The organism is Variovorax paradoxus B4 (assembly GCF_000463015.1).
GTDB lineage: Bacteria > Pseudomonadota > Gammaproteobacteria > Burkholderiales > Burkholderiaceae_C > Variovorax > Variovorax paradoxus_E.
Genome location: NC_022234.1, coordinates 1,104,419 through 1,120,750 on the forward strand (window position 1 = coordinate 1,104,419; position 16,332 = coordinate 1,120,750).

The 16,332-nt window shown below is 68.2% G+C and carries 17 protein-coding genes; 6 read left to right on the forward strand and 11 right to left on the reverse strand.

Annotated features, from left to right (window positions below):
• Nucleotides 1–5: 5 nt before the first annotated feature.
• The 5 genes from VAPA_RS32300 to VAPA_RS32320 form a co-directional block, all read right to left on the reverse strand.
• A complete protein-coding gene (locus VAPA_RS32300; RefSeq protein ID WP_021004464.1) occupies nucleotides 6–830 on the reverse strand; it encodes an amidohydrolase family protein in 825 nt (274 codons plus the stop codon).
• Nucleotides 827–1,402: a carboxymuconolactone decarboxylase family protein gene (locus VAPA_RS32305; RefSeq protein WP_021004465.1), complete on the reverse strand. Its 576-nt coding sequence runs from the start codon at nucleotides 1,400–1,402 to the stop codon at nucleotides 827–829. The genes VAPA_RS32300 and VAPA_RS32305 overlap by 4 nt, the downstream gene beginning before the upstream one ends.
• 26 nt (nucleotides 1,403–1,428) lie before the next feature.
• Nucleotides 1,429–2,307, reverse strand: coding sequence for an alpha/beta fold hydrolase (locus VAPA_RS32310; protein WP_021004466.1), 879 nt, complete (start codon nucleotides 2,305–2,307; stop codon nucleotides 1,429–1,431).
• Nucleotides 2,308–2,426: 119 nt separating this feature from the next.
• Entirely contained in the window at nucleotides 2,427–3,395 is a 969-nt protein-coding gene (locus tag VAPA_RS32315; RefSeq protein WP_021004467.1) for a LysR family transcriptional regulator, read from the reverse strand.
• Nucleotides 3,396–3,531: 136 nt separating this feature from the next.
• On the reverse strand, nucleotides 3,532–3,834 hold the full coding sequence (locus VAPA_RS32320; protein WP_021004468.1) for a DUF5676 family membrane protein: 303 nt from the start codon (nucleotides 3,832–3,834) through the stop codon (nucleotides 3,532–3,534).
• Between the two features lie 133 nt (nucleotides 3,835–3,967).
• Between VAPA_RS32320 and VAPA_RS32325 the strand changes: the two genes are divergently transcribed.
• From VAPA_RS32325 to VAPA_RS32350, 6 genes are all read left to right on the forward strand, one after another.
• On the forward strand, nucleotides 3,968–4,222 hold the full coding sequence (locus tag VAPA_RS32325) for a DUF2933 domain-containing protein (RefSeq protein WP_021004469.1): 255 nt from the start codon (nucleotides 3,968–3,970) through the stop codon (nucleotides 4,220–4,222).
• Nucleotides 4,203–4,868, forward strand: a complete 666-nt coding sequence (locus VAPA_RS32330; RefSeq protein WP_021004470.1) for a methyltransferase family protein — start codon at nucleotides 4,203–4,205, stop codon at nucleotides 4,866–4,868. Before VAPA_RS32325 ends, VAPA_RS32330 begins: the two co-directional genes overlap by 20 nt.
• Before the next feature lie 233 nt (nucleotides 4,869–5,101).
• On the forward strand, nucleotides 5,102–5,878 hold the full coding sequence (locus VAPA_RS32335) for a helix-turn-helix domain-containing protein (RefSeq protein ID WP_021004471.1): 777 nt from the start codon (nucleotides 5,102–5,104) through the stop codon (nucleotides 5,876–5,878).
• 115 nt (nucleotides 5,879–5,993) lie between these two features.
• Nucleotides 5,994–6,989: a Bug family tripartite tricarboxylate transporter substrate binding protein gene (locus tag VAPA_RS32340; protein ID WP_021004472.1), complete on the forward strand. Its 996-nt coding sequence runs from the start codon at nucleotides 5,994–5,996 to the stop codon at nucleotides 6,987–6,989.
• A 19-nt stretch (nucleotides 6,990–7,008) separates the two neighbouring features.
• Nucleotides 7,009–7,908, forward strand: coding sequence for a PhzF family phenazine biosynthesis protein (locus VAPA_RS32345; RefSeq protein WP_021004473.1), 900 nt, complete (start codon nucleotides 7,009–7,011; stop codon nucleotides 7,906–7,908).
• Nucleotides 7,905–8,390, forward strand: a complete 486-nt coding sequence (locus VAPA_RS32350) for a RidA family protein (RefSeq protein WP_021004474.1) — start codon at nucleotides 7,905–7,907, stop codon at nucleotides 8,388–8,390. Before VAPA_RS32345 ends, VAPA_RS32350 begins: the two co-directional genes overlap by 4 nt.
• Before the next feature lie 78 nt (nucleotides 8,391–8,468).
• On the opposite strand, the gene VAPA_RS32355 is transcribed toward VAPA_RS32350, so the two are convergent.
• The 6 genes from VAPA_RS32355 to VAPA_RS32380 all read right to left on the reverse strand — a co-directional run bounded on the left by VAPA_RS32355 (nucleotide 8,469) and on the right by VAPA_RS32380 (nucleotide 16,216).
• Nucleotides 8,469–10,088, reverse strand: coding sequence for a phospholipase D family protein (locus tag VAPA_RS32355; RefSeq protein WP_021004475.1), 1,620 nt, complete (start codon nucleotides 10,086–10,088; stop codon nucleotides 8,469–8,471).
• Nucleotides 10,081–11,802, reverse strand: coding sequence for a circularly permuted ATPgrasp-containing protein (locus VAPA_RS32360; protein WP_021004476.1), 1,722 nt, complete (start codon nucleotides 11,800–11,802; stop codon nucleotides 10,081–10,083). The genes VAPA_RS32355 and VAPA_RS32360 overlap by 8 nt, the downstream gene beginning before the upstream one ends.
• Nucleotides 11,803–11,969: 167 nt before the next feature.
• Nucleotides 11,970–12,455 (reverse strand): Csu type fimbrial protein, encoded by a 486-nt coding sequence (locus VAPA_RS32365; protein WP_041946915.1) that lies wholly within the window; start codon nucleotides 12,453–12,455, stop codon nucleotides 11,970–11,972.
• The gene (locus VAPA_RS32370) at nucleotides 12,452–14,650 is read right to left on the reverse strand and encodes a fimbria/pilus outer membrane usher protein (RefSeq protein ID WP_196232593.1); all 2,199 of its coding nucleotides are present in this window, start codon (nucleotides 14,648–14,650) and stop codon (nucleotides 12,452–12,454) included. Before VAPA_RS32370 ends, VAPA_RS32365 begins: the two co-directional genes overlap by 4 nt.
• Before the next feature lie 217 nt (nucleotides 14,651–14,867).
• A complete protein-coding gene (locus VAPA_RS32375) occupies nucleotides 14,868–15,665 on the reverse strand; it encodes a fimbrial biogenesis chaperone (RefSeq protein ID WP_021004479.1) in 798 nt (265 codons plus the stop codon).
• 20 nt (nucleotides 15,666–15,685) lie between these two features.
• Entirely contained in the window at nucleotides 15,686–16,216 is a 531-nt protein-coding gene (locus VAPA_RS32380) for a Csu type fimbrial protein (RefSeq protein ID WP_021004480.1), read from the reverse strand.
• Nucleotides 16,217–16,332 lie beyond the last annotated feature (116 nt).

Genomic DNA, 16,332 nt, shown 5'->3' on the forward strand with positions numbered 1-16,332 from the left:
CCGGGTCAGCGATAGAGCATCCCCGGATTGGCCACGAGCACCCGCTCGGCGAGTTCGTCGCGGCCGGCCCAGTCCTTGAACATCGCGAGCAGCGATGCCGCGTCCGGACTCGGCGCCACGCGCAGGTGCGGCCAGTCGCTGCCCCACACCAGGCGCTCCGGGTTGGCCTCGATCATCTTCTGCTGGAACGGGCGGCCGGCCTGCCAGTCGGGCGCGTCCAGAAGATTGCGGTAGGCGCACAGCTTGACCCATACCCGGCCCGAGGCCAGCAGCTCGAGCAGCACGCGAAAGCCGGGGGCGTCGACGCCCGCTTCGACATCGAAGCCGCCCATGTGATCGATCACGACCGGCACCGGCAGTGCCTTGAGCTCGGCGGCAATGCCGGGCAAGGCTTGGCAGTCGGTCCACAGTTCGGCGTGCAAGCCCGCATCGGCCAGCGCCGGGGCCAGCGCACGCAGGTCATCGAAGGAGGCACTTCCCGCAAAGTTGGTGCCGGCGCCGCTTCGGTGGCTGAAGCGCGCGCCGCGCACCCCTTGGCCGTGCAAGCCGGCCAGTGCCAATCGGCTGCCCGGCTGCACGACGACCACGCCGCGCAGGCCGGAATGGGCCGCCAGCGCATGCAGCAGCAGCGAGTGGTCCTCGCCATAGGCACTGGGATGCACCAGCACGCCGTTGCTCAAGCCGAGCCGGGCCAGCAGCGCCAGGTACTGCGACGCAACGGCCTCGGGCGGCGTGTAGCTGCGCTCCGGGGCCAGCGGAAAGCGGTCGTAGGGGCCGAACAGGTGGGCGTGGCAGTCCCATCCGGCCACGGTGGCCGGCACGGCGTTCATGCTGCAAGTTCCGCGTGCTGCGGCAGGGCAAAGGCCGGCGCCACGCCTTCAGGCAGGGGAATCTCGTGGCAGTTGAGCGTCATCGCGACCATGGTGTAGTAACCGATCAGCGCCGTGAGTTCCACCACGGTACGTGCCCCGAAGCGCGCCAGCGCCACAGCGTACGTGGCGTCGGAGACCGAGTTGTGGCGATTGAGTTCGACGGCATAGCGGTAGACGGCGGCATCGTCCGCCGACAGGCCGGACGGTTCGGAGCCGGTCAGGATCGCCTCGATGACGGGCCGCTCGATGCCCGCCTTCTCGGCCTCTGCGCGATGCGCATACCACTCGAAAGGCGAGTTGCAGGCGCGGCCGGTGACCAGGATCGCGATCTCCGACAGCCGCGGCGGCAAGGTTGTGCCGTAGCGCAGCAGCGCGCCGAGTGCCTGCCATTTGTCGGCCAGTTCCGGGTTGTGCAGGGCGGCCCGCAGCGGACCCTGGATCCTGCCGCGCGGGCCGGAGACGATCCTGTCGTGGACCGCGCCCTGCTCAGGGCTCATGGTGTCGGTCGGAAAGAGGGGTATGCGTGGCATGAGGTGACTTCTCGAAGGTGTCCAGTTCAGGGCGGCAGCGTGCCGATCCACGCCACGATAGCCTGTGCCACCGCCGCGGGTTGTTCGGGAATCAGCGCATGGCTGGCATTCGGGATCACCTGCACCGTGACCTTGTCGCCGAGCACGTCTTTCAGTTCGTTGCGCGACGCGGGCGGGCGCCACGGGTCGTCGGCACCCTGCAGGTCGAGCAGCGGCGCATGGCTCACCGGCCACCACAGTTCCTTGGCCGGCTTTGCACCGGCCTGTCGGTAGGCCTGGCGCAGCTCCGGGTGCCAGCCGGAAAGCCAGGGCTCGGGGTTGTTGCCGGGTGCGAAGAATGCGTGGCGCAAACCGCGCAAACGTGCTTCGCGCGGCTGCGTGGGATCGGAGGCGATGGCCAGGGATTCGGCCATGCCGGCCGGAAATGTGCGCGCCGCGCCGCCGGCGACCACCACGCCGCGCACCTGCTGCGGATGGTCGAGGTCGGCCACGCGCGCCACGAAATGTCCAAAGGCATGGCCCACCAGCACGGCGCGACCGCCGCCCAGCTGCCGCACCGTGGCCGCCACGTCGGCGGCCAGCACGTGCAGGCTCAAGGCCTGCATCGGTCCGGTCGAGCCGCCCATGCCGCGCGGCTGCGGCCGCAGGACCTTGAAGCCGGCGGCGGCGATGCGCGCCGCCACATCGTCGAAGTCTTCCGAGTCGCGCTGCGACGAGGGCAGCAGCACCACCGCGGGCCCCCGGCCTTCGACGATCACGTCGATGCGGGCCGGGCCCTCGGTCAACAGCACGCGCTGGCGGGCCGGGGCGTCGACGGGGGCGAAGCTGGTACAGGCCAGCAGCGACAGCGCGAGCGCGCCCATCGCGGCCTTGCGCAGCTGTCGATCGAACCATCTCAGGGGCATGCATGTCTCCGGCACGAGTGGCCTCGAGGATGGCCACTTTTGAGTGGATGAGCATAGGCGCGGGTCGGGCGCCGCGACTGCCCGCACGACGCAATGCTGCTATGCAGCGGACCGCAACGCTACGCCGGCTCGATCGGACGCCACATGCCGCTGCGGGCGTTGTCGTTGACGATGTCGACGATCTCCGCTGCCACCGTCGACACAGCCTTGGCCGGACCCTTGGTGCGGGCCAACGCCATGGAAACAATGCGCTGCACGCCGGGCGAGACGATCTTCGCGGCCTGCAAGCGGCCTTCCTGCACCTCGGCCCAGACGGCGTGGATCGGCAGCACGGTGTACAGGCGAGCCTCGGCCACGGTGGAGCGCATCAGCGGCAGCGAATCGGCTTCCATCGCCGGCGCCAGCGTGATGCGCTCCTGCCGCGCGATGCCGTCGAGCGCTGTGCGCAGGCCGTTGGGCGCGCCCGGCAGGATGAAGGGCAGCTCATGCAGCGCGCTGAACGGCACTTCGGCTGCGGCGGTCAGGCGGTCGCCGGCGGCGCCGATCAGGTAGCTGTCGACCGTGGCCAGCGCCTGTTCCTGCTGCGGCAGGGAGTTGCCGTAGCGATAGAGGATGGCAATGTCCACGCGTTCGTCGGCCAGCCATTCTTCCACCTGTCCGCTCGAGCCTTCGAGAATCTTGAGCTGGACGCCCGGGTGGCGCGCGCGCAGCTGCTTGAAGAGGCGCCCGACGATCGGATTCGTGATCGAAGGCAGCGAGCCGATGGTGACGCGCCCCATCGGCTCGCGCGCCTCGCCGCGAATCTCGAGCTCCAGTTGTTCGGCGTCCGCAAGCAGCGCCTTGACGTGCGGAAAGATTCTCTGGCCCACATCGGACAGCGCCACACCGCGACCGGTGCGGTTGAACAGGCGCGCGTTGCATTCGCGTTCGAGGGCATTCAGGTGCCGGCTCAACAACGACTGGTTGCTGTCGAGAAAGAGGGCTGCGCGCGTCAGGCTGCCGAGTTCGGCGATGGCCAGAAAGGCCCGCCATTTCTGCAGGTCGGAGGTGAGATCGAGTTGGAGGTTGGTGGCTTTGGCGGGCTGCATGTCGGGCACCACAGGGAAGGTACCCATTGTGTATGGGCAACAGCCTTCCTCGGTAGCGGGTTTGCAGCAGCGACAAGGGGTCGGAGACAATTTCCGAACCTGGTTGGAGTGGGAGGCCGCCACCCCGAAGAGGGCTTCAGCTGCCAAGACGTTGGCGCAGCCATCCAAAGAACGAGCCCGCGAGGAATGCCCAAACGCTCAACACGACCAACGCTTCGAGGAAGCCGGCCCAGGAAAACGGTGCAGGCCGCATGAGTGCGCTGAAGTCCATGCCGTGGAACAGGCCGTTCATGAAGTTCAGGAATGGGCCGGGCGCGGCGAGCCAGACCATTGCGCACAGCGTGTAGAAGACCGCAACGGTCATGGCCAGGGCCATCCCCGTACGCAGCGCCGTGGGAGCGGAGTCCGGGTTCCGGACTGAAGGCGATGTCGTGCTCATGAGATTCTCCTGGTGGCGCTTCAAATCTTGGCGCGATGGGGCCGGGCTGCATTGACACACATCAAGCCGCGCGTCGAAATACGTGCGACGCTCGTGCAACGAGAGGGAGTCCGGTGACCAAAGGAGCACGCCCATGGACCACGATCATTCCGAGTCGCCGCCGTTCCGGCGCTCCCCTGCGGGCCTGACGCTGTTCGCAGCCGCCGCGGTCGGCGGCTTCTACCTCGTCACCGAGCACACAGCACACCTGTTCGGCGCCCTGCCCTACCTGATCGTTCTGGCCTGTCCGTTGATGCACATCTTCATGCACCAAGGCCATGGTCACGGCGGCCATGGGCACCCGGGCGGACAGTCCCCGGGGAACGACCATGAACAGCGCTCCGAATGACTACGGCCTCTGGGGCCTCGTGTTCCTGAACTCCGTCATCTTCGTGGGGTTCGCATACAGCTTCTTCAAACCGGCGAACCTGCGCGACTGGCGCAGCTTCGGCGCGTACGGTGCCTTCATCGTGGCCCTGTTCGCGGAGATGTACGGCTTCCCGCTGACCATCTACCTGCTCTCCGGCTGGCTCGGCACGAAGTTTCCGGGCGTCAACCTGCTCGAGCACGACGCCGGCCATCTGTGGTGGCTCATCACGGGCCGGCATGGCAATCCGCACTTCGGCGCGCTGCACATCCTCAGCTTCGCCTTCATCTTTGCCGGGTTCACGTTGCTGTCCAAGGCGTGGCACGTGCTGTATCACGCCCAGCGACGGCACGAACTGGCCAAGACGGGCCCCTACCGGCTCGTTCGCCATCCCCAGTACATCGGCTTCGTGGCCATCATGTTCGGCTTCCTGCTTCAGTGGCCCACGATGCTGACGCTCGGAATGTTCCCGGTGCTGTTGGTGATGTACGTGCGGTTGGCCATCTCGGAGGAGCGTGATTCCGAGCAGGCTTTCGGCGAGGCCTGGCGCGAGTACGCGAAGGCCACGCCTCGGTTCATCCCGAATTTGTTCAGGGCTTCGCACGCACGCCAAGCCAGCGGCCACTGAGGGAGCAGAGTTCGCGTCCGGTCTCGGCAATGCTACCGGGCGCCGAACCGGCGCTCGTGCTGCCGGAATACGCGCAGCACGTGAGGCACACTCCGGGGCGTGTGGCGACGCTCGGCGTCACGGGTATCCTCATCTGGAGAAGGAAGCGACTGGCGCGCCTGGGCCTGTCGGCAACCTCGGTCCGATAATTGCTGCGCAGGCATTCCGTGCCTGTTCCCCCTGGAGGCTGCCCCGTGACGCCACACGCCTATCTTTCCCCCAAGCTCGCGCTGACCGCGCCGCGCGGGTTCGCGCTGCGCTACAGCGGTCAGCCCCGTTACCACTGCAACTGGCACATGCACGACTGCGCGATGCTGCTGTGGCCGCAGACCGGCGGATTGAAGGCGGCGTGGATCGACGAACATCCGAACGACGCGGCAGGCCACACAGGCACCGTTCAACTGTCCCGCTCAACAGCCATCCTGTTGCCCGCAGCCACCGCGCACAACACAAGGGCCAGTACCCAGAAACAGCGCCACGGCGAGCTGTACCTCGCCCCCGAGGTGCTCAAGGGCCGCGGCAGCTTCGGCGCGTTTCGCCTGGACGGCGCGATGCTCGCCATGCTCGATGCGCTGGTGTCCTCCACGCTCGACCCGCGCAGCGCCGAGCCGCTGGTCGACGCCATCGTCATGCAGATCGCCGTGGGGCGCAGCCTGCCGCTGCTGCCGGACACAGCTGCGCCCTCGCTCGGACAGCGGATGGTGCGCCGCTTCGGCCTGGCGCTGGAGTGGGACCAGCAGGTGCCGCTCGTCGATGCGGTCGCGTGCGAGTTGGGCGTCTCGCAGCGGCAGCTGCAACGCGCCTGCCTGCAGGAGTTCGGCACGTCGCCCATCGACATCCGCCGCCGCATGCTCGCGGGGCGTGCCCGCGAGCTCATGGCACAGGGCCAGACGCTCGCGCAGACCAGCCTGCAACTCGGCTTCGCCAGCAGCGGACACCTCGGCCGGCTGCTGCGCGCCATCTCGCACTGACCCGACGCGCAGGCCGAGCGGCCTGTCGCTCCCTGGATCGCCCTTCGTCGCGTTCCGGTTCGTGCCCGGCGCCGGGTCTTCCTAGCATCAGCCCCCACACCCCTGGAGCTGATTCATGCATCGACCTTTTCAGCGCGCAGCCCGCATGGCCGCACGACATTTCGCACCGCTGGCCCTCGGCGTCTCGGCCCTTTCGGGCGTCCCCGCCCTCGCGCAGGAATGGCCCACCAAGCCGATCACCGTGATCGTCCCCTTCCCCGCCGGCGGTGGCACCGACCTCGTCGTGCGCTCGGTCCAGGTGGCGCTGCAGAAGCAGCTGGGCCAGCAGCTGGTCATCGACAACCGCGCGGGCGCCGGCGGGACCATCGGGTCCGGCATGGTCGCCCGGGCCAACCCGGACGGCTACACCGTCGGCATCGCAACCACGAGCACGCACGCGGTGAGCACGGGCGTCTACAAGAAGCTGTCCTATGACCCGGTCAAGGACTTCGCCTACGGCGGCATCATCGGCACTTCGCCCTACGTGCTGGTGGCCAACCGGCAGCTGAAGGCGACGGACATGAAGTCGTTCATCGCGGCGCTGCGCGCCCGGCCCGAGGGCGCGAGCTTCGCGTCGGTCGGCGCTGGCACCGTGTCGCATTTGCTGGGCGAGAAATTCAAGGACGTCGCGAAGGCGCCGTGGGTGCACGTGCCCTACCGCGGTGCGGCCCCCGCGTACACCGACCTGATCGGCGGCCAGGTGCAGTTCATGTTCGACAACCCGGTCGGCCTGGCGCCCTACATCCACAGCCACAAGCTCGCGGCGATCGCCACGACAGCCCCCGACGCGCTGCTCGCCGGCGTGCCCACGTTCGCGCAGGCCGGCGTGGCCGGGTTCGACCAGACGCTCTGGTACGGCTTTGCCTTCCCGAAGGACACGCCGCCCAAGGTGGTGGAGAAGTTCAACCGCGCGTTGACCGCGGTGCTGAGTGATCGGGCGATTGCGGCCGACCTGGCCTCCAAGGGCGTGAACGCGACCCCCGGCACGTCCGAGGTCATGCAGGCCACCGTGGCGCGCGACGCGCCCTTCTGGCGCGGCATCGCACAGGCTGCCGGTGCAACCGCAGATTGAACGAAAGGACCACCACGTCATGAACATGGCCCATCGGCAATCCGGCGAAGTCGCAGGCATCCGCGTCTTCGTCAACGGCCCCCGTGGCGGCAACCCTGTTCCCATGGTGAGGAACGCCGACGGCATGGCCGCGTCCGACATGCAGGACGTGGCCCGGCGCCACGGCCACGAGTCGGCATTCGTCTTCGAGTCGAACGAGCCCGGCATCGACTGGAAATTCCGTTTCTTCGTTCCCAACCACGAGATGGAGATGTGCGGGCACGCCACGGTCGGAACCCTGTGGGCGCTGCGCGCATGGGGCGAATGGACCACGCCCTCCGCGCGGATACGCACCCTGAGCGGCGTGGTCGACGCCTGGTGGGACGCACCGCGCGGACGCGTGTGGATCTCGCAGCCGAAGGTCAGGCTGTCGGCCGTCGACGCGCATTTCGGCGAGCGGGTCTGCCAGGTGTTGAGTCCGCAACTGCCGGTCGAGCGCCATTCGCTGGTCGAGAATGCCGCCACCAGCCGCGTCAAGACGCTGGTGCGCATGCCCACCATCGCGGCGCTCGATGCACTGACACCCCTGCTCGGGCAGATCGAGGCAACGTGCGCGTCGATCGATTCGACGGGGCTCTATCCCTACGCCGTGGAAACCGGTGCCGACGGCACGCCCGTCGTCGCGGCGCGGCAGTTTCCGCGTTCCTCCGGCTATCCGGAAGACGCGGCCACAGGCATCGCAGCGGCCGCCTTGTGGGGCTACCTGAGCATCACCGATGCCATTCCCGTCGGAACGCCTGCCGCGCCGGTGGTCACGTCGATCCGTCAGGGCGAAGCCATGGGCAGCCCCTCGGCCATCGAGCTGCAGGCGCGGTTCGGGGCGCACGGCGAAGTGGTCGGCTGCTGGCTCAGCGGCCACGTGGAATGGGCCGCACTGTGAGTGCAACACACCCGGATGAACGCCTGCGTTCGGTAGGCCTGGTGCTACCGGCCGCGCCGACGCCCAAGGGCAACTACGCGTCCACCTGTGTCGTGCCGCTCGGAGGTGACAGGCATTGGGTGCACGTGAGCGGACAGACCTGCCGCATCAACGGGCGTGCGCTGGCGGGACGCTGCCGCGACGACAGCGACATCCTCGAGGCCGCGCACGCCGCCGAGGTGGCCGCGCTCAATGCGCTGTCGGCACTGGCGAGTGCGGCGGGAGGTCTTTCGAACGTCGAGCAGATCGTTCGCGTACGCGGCTACGTCAATGCCGACCCCGGGTTCGGGCAGCACGGCGTGGTGCTTGATGGGGCGTCGAATGTGCTGGGCGTGGCCTTCGACGGCCATAGCCCGCCGGCGCGCACTGCGGTGGGAGTGAGCAGCCTGCCGGACGATGCCTGGGTGGAGATCGAGCTGGAGGCCATGGTGCACGCCCGATAGATGATTCAGATGGGCAGAACTTGCTTTTCCGTTCCTCGCCGTCACGGCTCGGGCAGGCACCTCGAAGCCACGGACTCCCTACAACAGTTCTTCCGGCGCCAATCCCCCCAGAAAGCGGGCCATCCAGACGCGCCATGCGCTGGCAAGCGGGTCGCTCGAATAACGCACCGGCCGATCGTTTTCCAGGGACTGCCAATGCAGCGATGAAGCGGCGTCGCCGGGCTCGTCGAGCCCGACCTCGAAGACCTGGTCGAGCGTGGTGGCCTCGCCGAACAGCGCGGTCAGCTGCCGCCCGAGCTCCTGGCTCTCGATCCGCAGCGCCACCTCGGTGTTGAGCTTGCTGGAGCGCGGATCGAGGTTCATCGACCCGATGAACACCGCCTCGCCATCGACGACGACGGCCTTGGCATGAAGGCTGGCACCCGACGACAGCCCCAGGCGCGGGCTCCTGGCGCCGGGTCCGCCGGGCCGCAACTCATACAGCGCCACGCCGCACGCGAGCATCCGCGGACGATAGCGCGCGTATCCGGCATGCACCACCGGCACATCGGTCGAGGCCAGTGAATTGGTGAGGATCCGCACTCGCACGCCGCGGCGGGCCAGACCGCAAAGCACCTGCACGCCGGTTGCACCCGGAACCAGATAGGGCGACACCAGAATCACTTCATGCCGGGCCTTCTCGACCGACTTGCGCAGCACCGGGAAGATCGCGCTGGTGGTCTCGAGCGAACCAGCGAACGGATCCACAGGCACGTCGGACAGCGCCTCGGCGGGCGCAATGACCAGCGGCACCTGTCCGGTGCGCACCAGGCTGCCGAACGCTGTCTTGCGCAGCGAGCGCACATAGTCGCTCTCTCGAAAGTCGCCGGCCTGCGCGGCGATCCCGGCCCATGCCTGCCGGAGTTCGGCCGGGGCCGGCACAGGGCCGGCAATTGCAGCAATCGGCACCGCCCCACGGCTGTTCCAGTACCGGTCGAAGCTGCGTGACACGTCGGCCACCACGGGGCCGGCGGCCAGCACGTCGAGATCGGCAAAGTCGCGCTCCTGGGACACATTGAAGTAGGCGTTGCCCAGATTGCGGCCGCCCATCACGGCCACGGCACCGTCGGCGATCCACAGCTTGTTGTGCATTCGCCGATTCAGGCGCTCGCCGTCGCCAAGCAGTTCGAGCACCTGCGCCAGGCCGAAACTGCCGCGCTGCGAGAACGGATTGAACAACCTCACTTCCACGTTCGGATGGGCGGCGAGCATGGCCAGGTGAGATTCGCGATCGCCCACATTCAGGTCGTCGACCAGCAGCCGCACGCGAACGCCCCGCTGCGCGGCCCGCAACACACCGTCCAGCAGCAGGGTCGCCGTCGAATCATCGGCGACGCTGTAGTACTGCAGGTCGAGGCTTCGTTCCGCCGCTGCGGCGAGAGCGCCGCGAGCGGCAAACGCCTCCGGTCCGGAGACCAGCAGATGAAAACCCGATTGGCCCGGTGCCGATGCGAGTCGCGAGAAGTAGGTGCGGCCAAGCGACGTCAGCAGGGGTTGGTCGAACGCATGGGACGGCACGCGGGGCACGTCGAGAGCAAGCGACGTACAGGCGGCGAGCAGCGCCGCGGCCACGGCGAGCATGCATCGGCCAACCATCCCGCTGCGGCGGCGGCGGCGGCGTTCGATGCCGGCCGGCGAAAGATCGAGCTGCTCACGCATCACGCAGCGCCTCCGCCGCCTCGAAAAGCATGGCGTGCATGCGTCCCCGTTCCTCCACCGTCGGCCAGCCGGCATCGGCAGGGGCGCCCACCGACTCGATGCGGCCGTGCGCGTCGACATGGGCAAGCCCATAGGTCTCGTTGACGATGGCGTCGGGCTCGCCGTCCTTCAGACGCACGTACCAGTCGGCCAGGCGCAGGTTCTGGCCGGCCCATGCGGGCGCCGCGGCCTCGTGGCGCGCGAGCGCCACGTACAGCGCATGCGGGACCGCGTGCACGCCGCCGGCCTCGTCGAGCAGGAACACATACGAGGCATGGTCGCCAGCCGGATGGCGCAGCGTGCGGCCCGACGCGTCGACCGTGCTGTACACCGGCGCGAAGCCACCGCCGGGGGTGCGGAAGTTGGTGGTCTGCCCCTGGTACATGCGCGCGGCCACCCACTGCGCGTCGCCGTCGTAGGCGTAGGCGCGCAGGTCGAACTTCATGGCATGGGCGGCGTCCTCGTCGATCCGGCGTTCGCCCGGCGGCACGATGGCCTGCGCCACGTAGTCGCCAGCGAGGATCTCCTGCCACACCCGCCGCGTGAGCTTGTCGCCGCGGTAGGCGGCGCGGCTGCCAAAGCCGGCGACCGGCTTGAAGAAAAGGCCGCGGCGTGCGGCCCACAGGCGCTCGCCATCGGCAGCATTCACGACCTCGGTGTGCGGGACCGCGTGCAGCAGCACCCGTCGGGTGGCTTCGGGCACACCCAGCGCCTGCAGCCGCGCCGCATCGCTGAAAACGGCGAGCTGCCGCTTGTCCGCGTACAGCGCGTGAGCTTGCGGATGCGGCGTCAGCACGACGCCTTGATGCACGTACGCCTCACGCAGCGCGGCGCTTTCCGGCTGCTCGAGATAGAAGTCGGTCAGGCGGTTGTAGACCAGGTCGATGGCCACGTCGCCATGCCATAGCGCACCGTTTCGCCATTCGAGGGACGACGGGTCGGCAATGACGGCGCGCAGGCCGTGCCGCTCGAAGAGTTGCTGGAACAGCAGGAACTCCGCGTAGAGGTATTGCTCCGGCGGCGCCGTGTCCACGATGGCGATGCTGGCCAGCGGCCGCGAGCGGCCCGCAAGCCGCCATTCCTGGCGGAACATGTCGACGATGCGCTGCTCGAAGGCGTCCGCACTGGCCTGCGTGGGCGCCATCGAATCCATCGCCTCGCAGCAGGCTCGCTGGGCGCGCGCCAGCACCGCGTTGAGCATGGCCCCGCCGGCGTTGGTGTTGATCTCGATGAGGCCGAGGCGGTCCTGCTCGAGATGGAAGTCGTAGCCGAAGAACACGCCGCGCGGGCCTGTGTTGCCCAGCCGGGCAATCGCGGGAGCGGCGGCCAGCGTCTGTTCGCGGTACGCCGGCAGCGCCACCACCGACTCGACGGCCCGCACCACCTGCGCCATGCGCCGTATCCGCGGCGCGGCAACGAACACCGGCTGGGCCGCGAACACGAACGGGCAGCGCTCGCGCACCAGCTCCGACAGGCCCGGCTGCCCCAGCTCGGCGCCGAGCGCGCGTGCGAGCGCGTCCCGGTCGAGGCTGAGGCAGAAGCACTCGCGGTTGAGCTGCTCGATCTTGGCAGTGGGTGCCAAGATCGACACGGTGGCCGCAAAGGATTCGGCGCGCTCGCCCGCAGGCAGCGCGGTGGTTTCGTTGCGAAAGAGGTGGGGAACGGGTCTGGGCATGCAGGCAAGAGGATGCACCGATGGAGCGGCAGGTGCTTGAGCAAGATCAAGCCAGGTGGCTCAGTCCCGGGAAGCCGCGGCGCTATTCTTCACGGCAGCACCCGCACAACGCCGTGAACCGACGCCGGACGAAGTTCACGCGGTCCGTGTCGGGCCAAAGGTCCCACTCAGAAGGTGACGGTCACGACGATAGCGTCAGCGTAGGTGCCGGGCACTACCGTGGCCTGGCTTGCGGGAATGCGCCCGTAGACAGTATGCGAAGCGTTGCCCGTGACGCCGCTCGTGCTGCCCGAGACACTGCTCGCGCCCCAGACCGTGCCACGCGCAGCATCGGTGTACAGGTTGTAGTTGAGCCCGTTGGCGCCCGAGGTCATCTTGCGCTGCGCGACCGTTCCGGCGCCTGTTCCCAGACCGACGGTGTAGCTGATCGCCGTTGGCACCACCCCGAGGACCAGGCGCGCCTGTATCGTGACCGTCGACGTGCTGTCGGTCACCAGGGCGCTCAGTGGCGCGTAGTTGCCGAAGGCAAGGTCGCCCGCAATGACGGTCACGCACAGAAGAACATTGCAGGTCTGCCCGGTCCCGGCCTGCGCCACGCCGGCCGCTGACAGCATGGATACCGCCAACGCCACGTTGCGGATGCGGCGCTTCAACGGGGCGACGAGGCTGCGGCGATCGGTTCGCATATGTAGGGGCCAAGGCCGGAGAGGATGCTCCTGGGGAGCACGGGACCCAACGTGAAGCGGCATTGTCCGCCACGCCAGCGCGCTTCGAACTGTTCGCCGGCCTGCGGCCGCTCGATGGACACCGCCCCGCCGTATCCGGAGATGAGCGAAGCCGCGCGCGTGCTGCTCCAGATGTCGATGCCGGGCGGCAAGGGCCGCCCGTCGGGCAGATGGACGGTCGCGAGTACCTGCGTGTCATGGGAAATATCGAAGGCCGCAATCGCAATGCCCTTGTAGCGCGGGACAACCTGGAGCGTGTCGCTGCGCACCTGTGCCTCGATGGGGAGATCGGTGTTGTCGATGCCGATCCGGTTCGGTTCATAGGCGCGCAAGCCGGTCACGATGGCCCGTCCTTCCGCATCGGTGGTGGTCCAGGGCTGGTTCTCGCGGTAGACCTTGATGCCCGGTGCGCCCGGCACGGTGACCAGCGCGAAGGCGTCGTCGGTCTGGCGGGTTGCGAATGCAAGCCCTTGCGTATAGCCCACTGCGCCGCTGGCGCGCAGGCGCAGACCCGTCTCGCCGCCCAGCCTTGCAGCTTCGGCCGTGACGATGCCGTAGCGGCCGAGCCAATCGACGCTCGCCTCCGTCCTCTGGAGTTCGCCGCGCGACACCAGCAGCCGATAGCCGTAGCCGGCATCGCTGGGCGGCGACTGGCTGATTTCGGCGGTGGTCGTGTTGCGTCCTTCGCTGCGTTGCGTCGAGACCGAGAGGTTGCGGCGTTCACCCAGCGGCACGGTCAGCGTCACGCCAACGGTGGTGGCTGGGCGCATGGCATTCTGGCTGGTGCGCGCGGCGTAGGTGCTCAACCATGCGTCGCCGGCGACGGCCAGCGTCCAGCTGGCCGTCCACACGCCGACGCGCTCGCCGGAGCTGTAGCGCAGCAGCGTATGGCTGGCACCGAGCGTTCCGAACTTTCCCAGCGAGCGTCCCGCAAAGACCTGGCTTTGACCAGCGACGTGCACCTTGCCGTCCTGCCAGCCGATCTGGGTGAAGTCCCGGCTTGCCACCTGGCGGCTGGCGGAGAAGTTCCAGTCGTTGCTCGTGCGCGTGAAAGAGGCCCGCGCCAGCGTGCCGTGCCCGCCATCCGAAGAACGGCTGGCAGCGCCGTGCAGGCCGAATTCGCCCATCGGGGCCCACACCCAGTTCAGGCCGCCGCCGGCGGTCTGGCTGCGCGCGTCGGCCTCGCCATGCCATTCGATGGTGGCCGTGTCATCCAGCCCCTTGCGCCAGTTGCCGGACACGAAGGGCCGTCCGTAGTCGAAGCTGCGCTCGCCATAGCGCAGGCGATTCCAGCCGAACGCGATCGAGTAGTTCGACAGGCCGGCGCGCAGCAGGCTCGAGCTCACGTAGTACGGCGCCGTGACCGTGCGGCGCACGCCGAGCGCATCGGTCACTGCAAAACGCATTTCGCCCGCGCCCGTCAGTACCGGCACATCACTGATCGCGAACGGCCCCGCATTCACCTTGTCCTGGTAGCGCAGCGTGTCGTTGACATACACCTCCACGGCCGAAGGAACGGCCGAGCCGCCACGCAGTGTCGGCGTCGGATAGCTGATGTAGCCCGGCTGCAGGCTGAACTGGGTGCCGAACTGCACGCCACCGAAACGAAATGGCGTGGACCATACGGCGCCTTGCGTGATCGAGTCACCCACGGTCAGCCGCGTCAGGCGCTCGGGGTCGTCGTATCGGTAGTAGGTGTCGAGCCGGGTCGCGCCGTGGGCTCCCCCGAGCGAAGACTGGCCGACCACGAAGTTGCTGGCCATCACTCCCCACGCGCCTGAGACTGCCGCGTCGAAATAACCCGAGGCGCGGGTTCCCTGGCGATCGTGCTGCAACGCGACGTCATAGTTGAGGAAGCCGCCAAGTGCGGCCTCGGACAGGGGCACGCGCGGCGCGGTGCGTGCACGTGTCGCGCCGGCAGTGAAGGCCTCGGGCGGTACCTGCAGATTCGCGCTCTGGGTGCGCTCGTCCAGCGTCACCTTGAGGCCCGTGATGCCGCGCAGATCGAAATAGTCGACGCCGCCGATCCGCGCGGTGGGCGCAGCAGGTATGACCAACTGCCAGGCCTCGAGGTCTGGCCGCCCGAACAGCAACTGCGCGCCACGGCGGCGAATGGGTCGCATCGCTTCCTGCGGCTGTCCGTTGATGCGCACGTCCAGGATCACAGGCTGTGCATCTTCCGCGGGATTCGAGGCAACGGTCTGCGCACTGGCGACCTGAACAGCGAGGCAACTGCAGCACACGCAGAGGCCGAGTGCCGCCGAGGGGCGCGCGGGGAGGCTCAGCCTGCCCCGGGCGGGGTGACAAGACACACGCAGCAGCTGCAACCCGGGGGCCTCGTCACTGGCGTGGCGCGGTGTCGGCACGGGGAATGTGCACGATGGCCGCCGGCAACGCGGTGGGCGCATCGCTCGTGGCATCGATCTGGAGGCTGCTGCCACGGGCCAGCAGGGGCAGGTCCAACGCCACGTCGGCCGACCGGCCAGGCAGCACATAGAGGGACATGTTCTTTCGCAGCAGTTCGACGCCACCTTCGCGCCGCACGAGGATCTGCGTCAGCTGCAAATGATCCGTGCCGCGGTTGTCGATGGTCAGGACGTGGCCGGAACCTCCGGGTGTGGCCGAATCGGGGGACGCACGCTGCAGGCGCCATTGCGCGTCCTGGCGCGATGCGCCTGCGGGCGGTACGAAGATCGGCACGGCAAGACGCAGCAGCGTCTGCAATTGCGCGCCGCCCTTGCCGTCCCGTGGGAGCGCCTGGTCACGCGGCAACTGCTGGAAGAAGATGCGGTAGCTGCGCTCCGTGTCGGCCGCCGGAACCTGCAGGCCGAGCCGCACGATCTGCTGCGCGCCAGGCGACAGGCGAAAGATCGAAGGGTTGACCAGCACCTCGCGCGTGGGCTGATAGATGTCCTGCCCGTTCTCTTGCGACCAGGCCATCACCTCCGCCTGGACCGCGACTTCGGCCTCTTCTTCGCCGCTGCCCAACGTAAGGGCCGCAACGGGACGCGATGGTGTCAGCACCACCCGCACCGGCGCGACATAGAGACTCGCGGCCTGGACTGCGCCGGACGCTATCCCCATCGCCGCCAGCACCCAGGGCAGCAATGCCGCTATGCGCGGGAGCAGTGGAGCCATTCGGCGCGATGTCGTCGACCTCAGTAGGTCAACGTGAGCGTGATGGTGTCGGCGTAGTCCACCTGGGGGGAAGCGGTGTATTGGCCGATGGGAATCGCGCCGTAGATGGTGTACGGCTGCGGCAGGCCGGTGGCCGTGTAGCCTGTACCGGCCGTGCTGTCGTCCCAGTTGGTGGTCATCGCGCTTTCCTTGAAAAGAGCGTACGACAGGGTTTCGTTGCCTGCGGGAGCTGTCGGGCTCGTCATCTTGCGCGTGGTTACCGTCGCACCCGAGCCGGCGCCAGGACTCAGGCCTACAGAGTACGTCGTGCCGAAAGTGCAGGTGACATTGAATGCCGTTGTGCCGGTGGCCACTGTCCCGGTCGACGGGGTGTAGCTGCCAAAGGCCAGCGTGGCGGGTGTCGACACGAGGCAGGCCTTCAGCACGGTGGCCGTCACCTGGAACGTGGCGGTCGCCACGGCGGCTTGCGCGGATTGAACGGCCAGGACAGCCAACAAGGCGAGTGCCCCAGCACCCACGATGCGGGGAGAACGCGAGAGTTTCCGTTGCATGGAAGTTTCCTTCATTGAACGTGCTCGGTCAGAACGCCGCCGTTGCGCCCAGTCTGAGGGGTAAAGGCATGTCGTGCCGCCATCGCCAAAAAGAAATAAGCAATTTGTTTCAATTG

Excerpts from the sequence above, each read along its gene's own strand:
- VAPA_RS32370 (WP_196232593.1), bottom strand. The coding sequence starts at position 14,650 with ATGCGACCCATTCGCCGCCGTGGCGCGCAGTTGCTGTTCGGGCGGCCA.
- VAPA_RS32320 (WP_021004468.1), bottom strand. The coding sequence starts at position 3,834 with ATGAGCACGACATCGCCTTCAGTCCGGAACCCGGACTCCGCTCCCACG.
- VAPA_RS32375 (WP_021004479.1), bottom strand. The coding sequence starts at position 15,665 with ATGGCTCCACTGCTCCCGCGCATAGCGGCATTGCTGCCCTGGGTGCTG.
- VAPA_RS32315 (WP_021004467.1), bottom strand. The coding sequence starts at position 3,395 with ATGCAGCCCGCCAAAGCCACCAACCTCCAACTCGATCTCACCTCCGAC.
- VAPA_RS32355 (WP_021004475.1), bottom strand. The coding sequence starts at position 10,088 with ATGCGTGAGCAGCTCGATCTTTCGCCGGCCGGCATCGAACGCCGCCGC.
- VAPA_RS32340 (WP_021004472.1), top strand. The coding sequence starts at position 5,994 with ATGCATCGACCTTTTCAGCGCGCAGCCCGCATGGCCGCACGACATTTC.
- VAPA_RS32360 (WP_021004476.1), bottom strand. The coding sequence starts at position 11,802 with ATGCCCAGACCCGTTCCCCACCTCTTTCGCAACGAAACCACCGCGCTG.
- VAPA_RS32330 (WP_021004470.1), top strand. The coding sequence starts at position 4,203 with ATGAACAGCGCTCCGAATGACTACGGCCTCTGGGGCCTCGTGTTCCTG.
- VAPA_RS32325 (WP_021004469.1), top strand. The coding sequence starts at position 3,968 with ATGGACCACGATCATTCCGAGTCGCCGCCGTTCCGGCGCTCCCCTGCG.
- VAPA_RS32305 (WP_021004465.1), bottom strand. The coding sequence starts at position 1,402 with ATGCCACGCATACCCCTCTTTCCGACCGACACCATGAGCCCTGAGCAG.
- VAPA_RS32345 (WP_021004473.1), top strand. The coding sequence starts at position 7,009 with ATGAACATGGCCCATCGGCAATCCGGCGAAGTCGCAGGCATCCGCGTC.
- VAPA_RS32380 (WP_021004480.1), bottom strand. The coding sequence starts at position 16,216 with ATGCAACGGAAACTCTCGCGTTCTCCCCGCATCGTGGGTGCTGGGGCA.
- VAPA_RS32300 (WP_021004464.1), bottom strand. The coding sequence starts at position 830 with ATGAACGCCGTGCCGGCCACCGTGGCCGGATGGGACTGCCACGCCCAC.
- VAPA_RS32310 (WP_021004466.1), bottom strand. The coding sequence starts at position 2,307 with ATGCCCCTGAGATGGTTCGATCGACAGCTGCGCAAGGCCGCGATGGGC.